This is a genomic window from Amylibacter sp. SFDW26 (assembly GCF_009184395.1).
Classification (GTDB): Bacteria; Pseudomonadota; Alphaproteobacteria; order Rhodobacterales; family Rhodobacteraceae; genus Amylibacter.
The window spans coordinates 80,274-92,665 of sequence record NZ_WEIC01000007.1; the positions used below are offsets into that span (position 1 = coordinate 80,274).

10 protein-coding genes are annotated in these 12,392 nt (G+C 44.0%); 6 read left to right on the plus strand and 4 right to left on the minus strand.

Going from position 1 to position 12,392, the window contains the following annotated elements:
- Both F9L33_RS15410 and galE read left to right on the plus strand, forming a co-directional pair.
- The gene (locus F9L33_RS15410) at positions 1-1,077 is read left to right on the plus strand and encodes a glycosyltransferase family 2 protein (RefSeq protein ID WP_152143710.1); all 1,077 of its coding nucleotides are present in this window, start codon (positions 1-3) and stop codon (positions 1,075-1,077) included.
- Between the two features lie 13 nt (positions 1,078-1,090).
- A complete protein-coding gene (gene galE / locus F9L33_RS15415) occupies positions 1,091-2,107 on the plus strand; it encodes a UDP-glucose 4-epimerase GalE (protein ID WP_152143711.1) in 1,017 nt (338 codons plus the stop codon).
- Here galE and F9L33_RS15420 read toward each other — a convergent pair.
- On the minus strand, positions 2,104-2,793 hold the full coding sequence (locus tag F9L33_RS15420) for a YjbF family lipoprotein (RefSeq protein WP_152143712.1): 690 nt from the start codon (positions 2,791-2,793) through the stop codon (positions 2,104-2,106). The two genes, galE and F9L33_RS15420, sit on opposite strands and share 4 nt — an antisense overlap.
- Positions 2,793-4,166: a YjbH domain-containing protein gene (locus F9L33_RS15425; RefSeq protein ID WP_152143713.1), complete on the minus strand. Its 1,374-nt coding sequence runs from the start codon at positions 4,164-4,166 to the stop codon at positions 2,793-2,795. Before F9L33_RS15425 ends, F9L33_RS15420 begins: the two co-directional genes overlap by 1 nt.
- A gap of 214 nt (positions 4,167-4,380) precedes the next feature.
- On the opposite strand from F9L33_RS15425, the gene betC reads away from it, so the two are divergent.
- From betC to pgi, 4 genes are all read left to right on the plus strand, one after another.
- The gene (gene betC / locus F9L33_RS15430) at positions 4,381-5,889 is read left to right on the plus strand and encodes a choline-sulfatase (RefSeq protein ID WP_152143714.1); all 1,509 of its coding nucleotides are present in this window, start codon (positions 4,381-4,383) and stop codon (positions 5,887-5,889) included.
- Between the two features lie 3 nt (positions 5,890-5,892).
- On the plus strand, positions 5,893-7,344 hold the full coding sequence (gene betB, locus F9L33_RS15435; RefSeq protein WP_152143715.1) for a betaine-aldehyde dehydrogenase: 1,452 nt from the start codon (positions 5,893-5,895) through the stop codon (positions 7,342-7,344).
- Between the two features lie 12 nt (positions 7,345-7,356).
- Complete coding sequence (gene betA / locus F9L33_RS15440; protein ID WP_152143716.1) at positions 7,357-9,018, plus strand: choline dehydrogenase; 1,662 nt, start codon at positions 7,357-7,359, stop codon at positions 9,016-9,018.
- A gap of 145 nt (positions 9,019-9,163) precedes the next feature.
- On the plus strand, positions 9,164-10,789 hold the full coding sequence (gene pgi / locus F9L33_RS15445; RefSeq protein WP_193222079.1) for a glucose-6-phosphate isomerase: 1,626 nt from the start codon (positions 9,164-9,166) through the stop codon (positions 10,787-10,789).
- A 6-nt stretch (positions 10,790-10,795) separates the two neighbouring features.
- Here pgi and F9L33_RS15450 read toward each other — a convergent pair whose 3' ends face one another.
- Both F9L33_RS15450 and F9L33_RS15455 read right to left on the minus strand, forming a co-directional pair.
- Complete coding sequence (locus F9L33_RS15450; RefSeq protein WP_152143717.1) at positions 10,796-11,590, minus strand: metal ABC transporter permease; 795 nt, start codon at positions 11,588-11,590, stop codon at positions 10,796-10,798.
- Positions 11,591-12,343: a metal ABC transporter ATP-binding protein gene (locus tag F9L33_RS15455; protein WP_152143721.1), complete on the minus strand. Its 753-nt coding sequence runs from the start codon at positions 12,341-12,343 to the stop codon at positions 11,591-11,593.
- Between the last annotated feature and the right edge of the window lie 49 nt (positions 12,344-12,392).

Here is a 12,392-nt window from a genome sequence, read left to right on the forward strand (position 1 = left end):
ATGAAGTATTTGATGATTACATCTATGCGCAACGAAGCCCCGTATATTCTGGAGTGGATTGCATACCATCGTAGTATCGGTGTGGACGGGTTTTTGGTGTATTCGAATGACTGTGATGACGGTACTGATACGCTGCTGGACCGTTTGGACGAAATGGGCATTATAACGCATGTTCGTAACGATAAAATCACCAATGCTGGGGTCCAATGGACAGCGTTGAAACGCGCAGACAAACACCCAATGAAGGCACAAGCTGAATGGTTGTTGTTTGCAGACATTGATGAGTTTGTGAATATCAAAGTGGGTAATGGTCACTTGGATGACTTGCTATGTGCTGTTCCGAGTGCAACGGCTTTTGCATTGATGTGGCAGAATTTTGGAAACAATGGTCGTATAGAAATCGAAGATGGTTTGATCCTAGATCAATTTACAAAATGTGCGCGGTTTCCATGCTATGCACCACTTACAGGATCTATGTTCAAAACATTGTTTAAGAATGATGGATCATATGAAAAGCTGGGTGTGCATCGGCCCAAAAAACGTGTTGAAGAAGACTTATCTAAAATCCATTGGGTGAATGGATCGGGTAAGCCTTTAAGTAAACAATATATAGATAATGCAGCCTTCACTTATGGCCCAACAGGGGGCATTGATTTGGCTTGTATCAATCATTATTCGGTTAAATCTGCGAAGGCGTTTTTAGCAAAAACGTTGCGTGGCTTGCCAAACCGTTCAGATAAGCAAATTGATCTGAGCTATTGGGTTGATCGTAATTTTAACCAAGTGGAAGATGTGAGCATTCAACGGAAGAATAATGATGTACAAAAGTTGGTGGATGAATGGATGTTGCATTCCGATATTAAAGCGCTGCATGAGAGCGGGTTAAATTGGCATAAGCAAACTGCGGAGGCTGTATTGCAAGATACAGATGGTATCCGTTTGTTTACACGTATCGTTAGCTTAACACGAACAGATTTGCATCCGCGTGTCGCCATGGGCTTAGGGCAATTATTGATCCGTGGACGTCAAATGGCTAAAGCACAGCGCGATGCTGAGAAAAATAAAAGATCATCGTAGGGAAAGATTGAAAATGCGCGTTTTTTTGACAGGTGGGGCAGGGTATATCGGGAGCCACACATTATTAGAGGTGCTATCTCAGGATCATGAGGTTTGTGTTTATGATGATTTTTCTAATAGCGAACCTGAAGCATTAAACCGTGTTGCTAAATTAACAAACCGCAGTTTTGAAACGGTGGAAGGCGATGTATTAGACCGCCCTAAGATGAGGCAGGCTTTGATAGATTTTCGTCCTGATGTTGTTGTACATTTTGCGGGTAAAAAAGCGGTGGGTGAGTCCACAGAAAAGCCGTTGATGTATTACCGCAATAATGTTGAAGGAACATTATCGCTTCTTGAGGGTATGGAAGCGGCTGGCTGTAAGCGGATTGTGTTTTCGTCGTCTGCAACAGTTTATGGTGACCCACATTATTTACCATATGATGAAGCTCATCCATTGGCGCCAACAAACCCCTACGGTATGACAAAATATATGGTTGAGCTCATTTTGAAGGATTGGTGTACTGCGCAAGATGACAATACGGCGGTGTTGTTGCGCTACTTTAACCCTGTTGGTGCACATGAAAGTGGTGAAATTGGTGAAGATCCAAATGATATTCCAAACAACCTTATGCCATTTGTGTCCCAAGTTGCTGTTGGTCGTTTGGAAAAGTTGCGTGTTTTTGGCGCAGATTATGAAACGCCTGATGGTACAGGTGTGCGGGATTATATCCACGTTGTGGACTTAGCAAAAGCTCACGCGGCGGCAATAGGCTTTGCAGGTGACCATAAGGGCTGTGAGGCGATCAATGTGGGTTCTGGGCAGGGATCATCTGTTTTGGACGTTGTAAGGGCGTTTGAGGGGGCCTCTGGGCGCAATATACCCTATGACGTTGTAGAACGGCGTGCGGGCGACATAGCAGAGTTCTATGCAGATCCTACGAAGGCTTATAATTTGCTTGGTTGGAAAACAGAGTGTGACTTGGCAGATATGTGTGGCTCCGCTTGGAAATGGCAGAGCCAAAATCCGAATGGATATAAACCTAACTAAGGGATCAACACTTCTGTTACAAAAAATCCAGCCTGTTGCCCGATTGATTGCGAACTTTTCCAGATTTGTTTGGTTTCATCCTCTACCCAATATACGTTTTGGAATGCACGTTCTGGATTCCGGCAAATTTCGCTGAACTTTACCAGTTCGTAGTCCTGTTCAACAATTGTAACCGTTTCAACTTCTCCACGTTCCAATGTGCAGGCGTATGAAATTTCCACGGCTTGTTTTACCTTGGCAAGTTGTTGTTGTGTACGTGTGTAGAATTTTGGGGAATTGGTCAGGACGAATAGGTCTTCTGTTGGAATGGAGATACCTTGGGAAAGCAAATCAATACCAAAACCACGTGTTGCAGTGATTAAACCATCGTTTAGGGTTACACTAAGTTTTGCGTTGTTTAGATATGTTCTATAGGGACCATTTTCAGCAACCAAAGCAAACAGGTTTTTGAAGCCTAGTTTTTGAACATCAATATAAAGCAATGGTTTTGTGATGTGAGCAACAGCTGCGCGGGTTAGCTCAACTGGCGCTGGCTTAGGTTGCCCTTCTGTTTTTTTGGCTTCTCTGCGCGCTTTGATTGCGGCAACCAGAGTTTCACGAATATTGGTTGGGCCTGCATCTTCTGGTTTAGAGCCGCAACTTGCCAAAAGGCTTAGAACTAAAAATAATCCGAAATACAGTCGCATTAGCGCCAGAACCGTGCCCAACTGTCGTCTAGTTCAGTGCTGTGATATTCGCGTACTTTGCCATAAAGACGATTATCTACGCGCAATCTTGAACCAGCATCTGCACCTGAACTACCAAATGCGATATCATAATTTGCACGGCTTGGTGTTTTCATGATCCAATTCAGCGGAATGGTTACGCGGAAGCCTGTTTTTGTATCTTCATCAACTCGGGCGTTTGATTTTGTAGCAAACACACCAGCAGACCAGCCGTTTGTAAAACGTTTATCAAACGAAAGTGTGGTGCCATAATCGCCTGCAAGGTAACGGCCAACATCTATTTGAGTTGATAGACCACCTTTGAACTCTTTGTAGGCTGAGATGTGACCTGATGTAACCTCATAATCTTGGAATGAAAATACATTGCCAAAGTCACGTTGCTTGACGCGGTTTACTTCGGCGCCTAAACCCCAACTTTGTGCCGCTGGCTTCCAAAGCAATTCTCCAGAAACCCCACCAAATGCGCGTTCTAAATAGCCTGCAGAAAGCCGACCATAAACGGATGGCGTCGCTTTGAAAAGATAATCTAATTTTAGTTTCTCAACAGCGGGGTCACCTTGCTCAATATATAGCCCACGGTCAGAGCGCACATGTTGTAAGGTGGATGTTGAAGGTGTGTTTGTAGATATATTTCCAAACAGTTCTTTCGTAACCGAGCCGCTTAGGGAAAATCCTGGTGAAATATGCCAATCTGCATTTGCACGTGCGCGTACGCTATATTGATTTGAACCCGTTAAGTCATCGTGGTTTAATTCTACATAAGGCCCAAGTGACCATGTAAATTTTGGATAAAGTTTTTCATCAAATTTCAAATCCCGAGTTTTTAGAACTGGGTCTGAAATAACAGCATTACTGAATGACAACTTAGTGCCATTTGGGTGGTTTTCATAAGCTTCTAGGTCACTTCTGTTAAATGTGACTGAAGATACGGGCAGACCATCGACTACAGGTGTTAAAACGAATGTAGATACTGAATTTGGCAATACATTTGCCATTGCACGTGCCGCACGACCAAACGCTTGCGGCGTTACGTTATAGCGATTGTTTCTAAATCGTAACTCTGCTTGTGTTGCTTGTAAATGTAAGGCTTCGACACGTAAACCGTCTGGTCGTAAGGCTTTGTTAAGGTATTTTCTTGCTGTTTTGTCTATGTCTGCATCGTTTAACCAACTTGAATCCGTGTCATTTGGATTATGACGCTTTATTGGTGTTGGTGCTGTTTCATAAGATGGTGTGAACGTACGTTGTTGGCCATATGCTGTGTGTGTTATAAGGCCGAGAGAGAGTAGGGCTGTTAATCCTGTTGCAACAACTCGTGTCTGCTTGTTTGCCATCTTATTTTTATTCCAAACTTGAACTTTTAAAGCTTAATGCCACAAAGTCGTTTTAATCTCTATGAAAAAGTTTCGGGAAAAATGTTCTTTTATGCGATTTTGGACTGTCGTTCGTTAAATTAAGAGATTTTAATTGACTGGTCAGTCAAAAACAAATTTAGTTTTTCCATGTTTAGGTACAGATTCGAACATAAATGGGATCACGGGGAATAAAATGACAAAACCGAACATTCTGATTTTTATGGTAGACCAGCTAAATGGAACATTGTTTCCAGATGGTCCTGCGGATTGGTTGCATGCGCCGAATTTGAAAAAACTGGCGGCAAAATCTACGCGATTTAGAAATGCTTATACGGCATCACCATTGTGTGCACCTGGTCGTGCATCTTTTATGTCTGGTTTATTACCATCTCGTAGTCGGGTTTATGATAATGCTGCGGAGTTTTGTTCAGATATTCCAACCTATGCACATCACTTGCGTCGTGCTGGGTATCAAACATGTTTATCAGGCAAGATGCATTTCGTCGGACCAGATCAGATGCATGGGTTTGAGGAACGTTTGACGACAGATATTTATCCCGCTGATTTTGGTTGGACACCAGATTATCGCAAGCCAGGTGAACGGATCGAATGGTGGTACCATAATATGGGGTCTGTAACTGGGGCAGGGGTGGCCGAGATTTCAAACCAAATGGAATACGATGATGAGGTTGCATATAATGCAACGCGCAAGGTTTACGATTTAGCGCGCGGGAATGATGACCGCCCTTGGTGTTTAACTGTTAGCTTTACGCACCCGCACGACCCTTATGTGGCGCGTAAGAAATACTGGGATTTATACGAAGATTGCGAGCATCTTTTACCAGAGGTTCCCGCAATGGATTATGACGATCATGACGCGCATTCACAGCGGATCTTTGATGCGAATGACTGGCGTAGTTTTGATATTACTGAGGATCAGATCAAAACGTCGCGTCGTGCGTATTTTGCCAATATCAGTTATCTGGATGACAAGATTGGCGAAGTGATGGAAGCGTTGGAAACAACACGCCAGGATGCGATAATTTTGTTTGTTTCGGATCATGGGGACATGTTGGGTGAACGTGGTCTTTGGTTCAAAATGTCCTTCTTTGAAGGTTCGTCACGTGTGCCATTGATGGTGTCGTCACCAACGATGGAAGTGGGTTTGGTGACCGCGCCTGTGTCGAACATTGATGTGACGCCAACACTTTGCGATTTAGCGGGTGTTTCTATGGATGAAGTTATGCCTTGGGTCGAAGGTGAAAGCTTGGTTCATTTGGGGCAGGGTGGGGAACGCACTAGCCCTGTTGCAATGGAGTACGCGGCAGAGGCATCTTATGCGCCAATGGTATCGCTACGGTATGGTCCTTGGAAGTATAATCGTTGCTCTTTGGATGCTGATCAGTTGTTCAATCTGGATAATGATCCGCATGAATTGAAAAATTTAGCTCAGACACCAGAGCATCAAGGAACTGTATCACAGCTGAAAGCGAAATCAGAAGCGCGTTGGAACCTTGATGAGTTTGATGCGCAAGTACGCGAAAGCCAAGCGCGTCGTTGGGTGGTTTATGAGGCTTTGCGAAATGGGGATTATTTTCCATGGGATTACCAACCGCTGCAAAAAGCATCGGAGCGCTATATGCGCAACCATATGAATTTAGATAACTTAGAAGATAGCCAACGCTTTCCACGAGGAGAATAAGATATGAAATGCCAACCAACAGCGAGCCATTTCATTAATGGTCAATATGTCGAAGACACTGCGGGGGACGTAATTGAATGCGTTTATCCTGCAACTGGCGAAGTTGTAGCAAAAGTGCATTCCGCTACACCAGCGATTGTGGATCAGGCAATTTCTGCGGCGCAGTCAGCACAAAAAGAATGGGCGAAACTTTCGGGTACAGAACGTGGGCGTGTTTTGAAACGTGCGGCTGAAATTATGCGCGAACGCAATCATGCACTGTCAGAATTGGAAACCTATGACACAGGTAAACCAATGCAAGAAACGCTTTATGTTGATGCCACATCGGGTGCGGATGCACTAGAATATTTTGGTGGCTTAGCTGGGTCTCTAACAGGTGAACATATCCCGTTGGGTGAAGATTGGGTTTATACGAAACGTATTCCTTTAGGCGTTTGTGTTGGTATTGGGGCATGGAACTATCCAACGCAAATCGCGTGTTGGAAGGGTGCCCCTGCTATGGCGTGTGGGAACTCTATGATCTTTAAACCATCTGAGACGACACCGCTTTGTGCATTAAAAGTTGCAGAAATTCTGATGGAAGCGGGTGCGCCTGCTGGCCTATACAACGTTGTTCAAGGTTACGGAGATGTTGGCGGAGCATTGGTGACGGATGAACGGGTTGATAAGGTTTCGCTTACTGGTTCTGCTGCAACAGGCAAGAAAGTTTATGCAGCTGCGGCAGCGGGTATGAAACATGTGACGATGGAATTGGGTGGTAAATCACCGTTGATCATTTTTGATGATGCTTCACTGGAAGATGCGATCGGTGGTGCGATGTTGGGGAATTTCTACTCTACAGGTCAAGTTTGTTCGAATGGTACACGTGTATTCGTTCAAAAGGGCATTAAGGATGCGTTTCTAAAACGTTTGAAAGAGCGGACAGAGGCGATCAAGCTTGGTGATCCTCTGGATGAGGATACGCAGTTTGGCCCAATGGTAAGTCGCAATCAACGCGACATCGTGATGGGGTTCGTTGAAAGAGGTAAGGCAGAAGGTGCCACGCTGGTGACTGGCGGTAATGCTATTGATGGTGATGGTTTTTATATTGAACCAACAGTTTTCGCCGATGTTACTGATGATATGACAATTGCACGCGAAGAGATTTTTGGCCCTGTTATGTCTGTTTTCGAATTTGAAACAGAAGAAGAGGTTATTGCCCGTGCGAATGACACAGACCTTGGTCTAGCAGGTGGTGTGTTTACGAATGATATCAAACGCGCACATCGCGTGATTGATCTAATGGATGCGGGTACGTGTTTCATCAACTCATATAATGATGCCCCAGTCGAAGCACCATTTGGCGGTGTAAAAGGATCAGGTGTTGGACGTGAAAATTCCAAAGCTGCGATCGAACACTACAGCCAGTTAAAGACGGTATATGTCAGAATGGGCCCTGTGGATTCCCCCTATTAGGATTGCGTGACTATGGAAGCAGATTTTGTAATCGTTGGGGCTGGTTCTGCGGGTTGTGCTATGGCATATCGCTTGTCGGAAGACGGCAAATATTCGGTTTTGGTGATCGAATACGGCGTCTCAGATGTCGGTCCACTTATTCAGATGCCTGCCGCATTGTCCTATCCTATGAATATGCAAACTTATGATTGGGGGTATCAATCGGAGCCTGAACCATATTTAGATGGCCGTCGTCTTGCGACACCTCGGGGTAAGGTTGTTGGTGGATCTTCTTCAATCAACGGGATGGTTTATGTACGTGGTCATGCGAAAGATTTTGACCATTGGGATGAAAGCGGTGCCTCTGGTTGGGCTTACAAAGATGTGCTTCCGTATTTCAAACGTATGGAAAATTGGGATGATGGCGGTCATGGTGGCGATCCAGCTTGGCGTGGTACGGACGGGCCACTACATGTAACGCGTGGGCCACGTGATAATCCATTGTTCAAAGCGTTTGTGGATGCGGGTCAGCAAGCCGGATATCAGGTGACAGATGATTATAACGGTGAGCAGCAAGAGGGTTTTGGCCCCATGGAGCAAACAGTTCACAAAGGTCGCCGTTGGTCTGCTGCGAATGCATATTTGAAACCTGCATTGAAACGTGAAAACTGCACGATGATTAAGGGGCTTGCCCAAAAGGTTATCATCGAAGATGGCCGTGCTGTAGGTGTGGCTGTGAAGCGTGGCGGTAAAGTCGAAATCATTCGTGCGAAGCGTGAGGTTATTCTTGCGGCGTCTTCTATCAATTCCCCAAAACTTCTGATGTTGTCTGGTATTGGTCCAGCCAAGCACCTAGCAGAACATGGTATTGATGTTATAGCTGATCGGGCTGGAGTTGGGCAAAACTTACAAGATCATCTGGAATTATACTTGCAGATGGCGTCATCTCAACCGATTACGCTTTATAAGCATTGGAATTTGATTTCTAAGGCTATCATTGGGGCGCAGTGGCTGTTTTTGAAAACAGGTCTTGGTGCTTCAAACCAGTTTGAATCTGCTGCTTTTATCCGATCAAAGGCTGGTGTTGATTACCCTGATATTCAATATCATTTCTTACCTATTGCTGTGCGTTATGATGGCCAAGCGGCTGCAGAGGGGCACGGTTTTCAGGCGCATACAGGGCCTATGCGATCTGAATCGCGTGGTTCGGTCACTTTGGCATCAGCTGATCCTGCGGACGCACCAAAGATATTGTTTAACTACATGAGCAAGGACGAAGATTGGGAAGATTTCCGTACATGTATTCGTTTGACGCGTGAGATATTTGAACAAAACGCATTTGCACCATTTGTGAAACATGAAATCCAACCAGGCAGTTCGGTTCAATCTGATGAAGAATTAAACGCATTTATTAAAGAGCATGTTGAAAGTGCATATCATCCGTGTGGCACCTGTAAAATGGGTGCAGCTGATGATCCTATGGCCGTTGTTGATCCAGAATGCCGCGTGATTGGTGTGAATGGGTTGCGTGTTGCAGACAGTTCTATTTTTCCACGGATCACAAATGGTAACTTAAATGGCCCATCTATTATGACGGGTGAGAAGGCGGCAGATCATATTTTGGGGAAAACACTATTGGCACCGTCTAATGCCGTGCCGTGGAACCACCCAGATTGGGAACGCTCTCAACGCTGACTTTGTTGTTAATTTACGAAATAAATTGAATATGTCCTTGTTCTGAACACTTTTTAGAGCGAAAAACGCGCGTGTTGTAAAATTAAGTTCAATTACTTTGATTAATGTATACATTAATTGATGTTTAGTATTGGTGGGCATTAAAATGGATAAAGCAGCTTGGAAAAAGCTAGAAGCCGACTGGGGCCGTTTAGAAGCTGAGCATTTGCGTGATCTATTTGCAAATGACCCTGATCGATTTGATAAATTTTCTGTGTCACTTGATGACTTAACAATCGATTTTTCCAAAGAACGTGTTGATGATGATGCGTTGGTACATTTGTTTGATTTGGCGCGTGCTGTAAATCTTGAAAAACATCGTGATGCAATGTTTGCAGGTGAACACATAAATTCTACAGAGGATCGTGCTGTTTTACACGTTGCTTTGAGGGGTAATAAATCGGATGCCTATTCGGTTGATGGCGAGCTTACATATGATTTGGTTGAGTCTGTTCTAAAAGACTTCTTAAAATTTGCGGATGATGTTCGTTCTGGCGATATTACCAATGCAAAAGGCGAGGCTTTTACAGATGTTATTAACATTGGTATTGGAGGTTCTGACCTTGGGCCAGTGATGGCTACACGCGCCTTATCTCGGTTCGCAGAAGACGGTCCAAATGTTCACTTTGTATCGAACGTAGACGGCGCCCATTTGCGCGACATTACGGATGGTCTTAGCCCAGAAAAGACGTTGTTTTTAATTGCGTCTAAATCATTCACAACCCAAGAAACGATGATTAATGCGCAAGCTGCAAAAGAATGGGTGGAAAACTCGATTGGAACTGCAGCAGCAGAAGTAAACTTTGCTGCGGTGTCAACGAATTTAAAAGCAACGCAAGCTTTTGGAATTCCGTCTGAGCGTGTTTTTGGGTTTTGGGATTGGGTTGGCGGCCGTTATTCCCTCGCCTCCTCTATTGGTTTGTCACTCGCTATTGCTATTGGTAGTAAAAACTTCCGCGATTTTTTGGCTGGTTTTCGAGATATGGACCAGCATTTTAAAACAGCACCGTTAGAAGAAAACCTACCAACCTTACTTGCTTTGATAGGTATTTGGCGTAGAAATATTATGAAATGCTCAACCGTTGCATTAATTCCATATAATCAACGCTTAGAAAACTTCTCTTCATATCTACAACAAATGGATATGGAAAGTAATGGTAAACGAATTACCAAAGATGGTGAACCAGTTGAAACTTTGACAGGTCCAGTGATCTGGGGAGATTCTGGGACCAATGCACAACATTCGTTTTTCCAATTGATTCATCAAGGAACTGACATTGTTCCAATGGACTTTATGATTAGTGCCCAGCCTACGTCTTATCTTGTTGATCAGCATGACCTTTTGACGGCTAATTTTTTAGCACAATCACATGCATTAGCTTTTGGTAAAACAAGTGATGAAGTGCGCGCAGAAATGTTAGCTGCGGGAAGTAGTGAAAAAGATGCAGATGCACTTGTCCCACATCGTACATTCCCTGGGAACCGGCCTAGCACATCCATAATTTATCGCAGTTTAACACCATATAGTTTGGGTCGTTTGATTGCATTGTATGAACATAAGGTGTTCGTGCAGGGCGTGATTTGGAATGTAAACTCTTTTGATCAATGGGGTGTTGAATTAGGTAAAGTAATGGCTAATGAAATTACACCATTATTAGATGAGGGCGCTGATTTATCAGGCCTAAATTCCTCTACACGTGGTTTAATTGAAAAAATCCAAGCTTTAAAGTGACAAATTCTAAGCGGTTCTTTTCATTAGATTTACAATATTTGATAAAATGAAACACCCAGCCGCTATGCAGACAATTGTTGGGCCTGTAGGTGTGTCCCATACATAAGATCCTTGTAAGCCTCCATATGCCGAAAAACCACCAATTCCCGCTGCTATGAAAGCCATAGATTCTGGTGTTTTGCTAAAGGGGCGCGCAGTTGCGGCTGGTATAATCAGCATTGCTGCAATCAATAATGCGCCAACCACTTTGATTGCCACAGCGACAACAACAGCTAATGCGAGGGATAAAACGAGTTGTTCGTGTTTTGGATTTATACCATTTGCATAAGCTAAGTCTGGGTTCAAAGTTGCGGTTAACAAAGCAGACCAACGCCAAAGCATTAAGAACAAAACTGATACTGCGCCAGTCCAGATCACTATCAGGTCTTTGATACCAACGGCCAATATATCCCCAAAGAGATATGACATTAAGTCTATTCGGATGCCTCCTATAAGAGATACTGCGACCAACCCAAAGGCTAATGCAGAATGTGCAATTACGCCAAGCAAAGTATCCATTGCGTATCCACGGTCCGTCAATGTGGAAACAACAAAAGCCATAATCAAGGAAACAGTTAAAACACTTGCTAATAATGATGTTGAGAATGCTAAGGAAAGTGCGACACCCAAAATAGCCGCATGTGCTGTTGCATCACCGAAATAGGCCATTCGTCGCCAAACAACAAAGCACCCCAAAGGAGCGGCGGCAATGGCGACACCCACACCTGCTAGAATGGCGCGCGTGAAAAAATCATCTAACATTTAAGCATCCTCATACTGGCGATCATGATCGCAAGTGCCATCATGATTGTGTGTATGATTATGTTCATGACGGTATAGGGCAAGTGCACCTTGCGTACCTGAACCAAACAACGCGTGATACTCTGGGTCGGATGCGACAATATCAGGTGTGCCATGACAACATACGTGGCCGTTCAAGCAAATAACACGATCTGATGCACTCATCACAACATGTAATTCATGGCTGACCATTAATATTGCGCACCCTAATGTGCTTCGTAGGTTTTCGACGAGGCGGTAAAAAGATGCAGCGCCCATTTGATCTAAGCCTTGAGTGGCTTCATCTAGGATAAGCAGATCAGGTTCATTCAAGATAGCACGCGCCAATAATACACGTTGAAACTGTCCGCCAGACAAGTTTGCCATTTGACGATTTTCTATATCAGGTGAGCCAACACGCTTTAAAATACTTTTGATGTTTTTCGAGTTTTGTGCTTTGGGCAAACATAAGAAACGCTTTACTGTAATTGGCAAAGTTGCATCTATATGTAGTTTCTGTGGGACGTATCCTATTTTACAGCTATCTGTGATATTCACAATTCCAGAAGTTGGTTGTATTGCACCAACAATTGTACGCAACAATGTTGATTTTCCTGATCCATTGGGTCCTACAATAGTGACAATCTCGCCTTGGGATATCTGCATACTGACATTTGTTAATGCAACGTGACCTTCCAGTTTAACGGTCATGTTCTTAATCTTAACAAGACTCATATCTGTGCGCTTTTCTGGCACGATGGGCACACGCCTTCTACTTCAATAA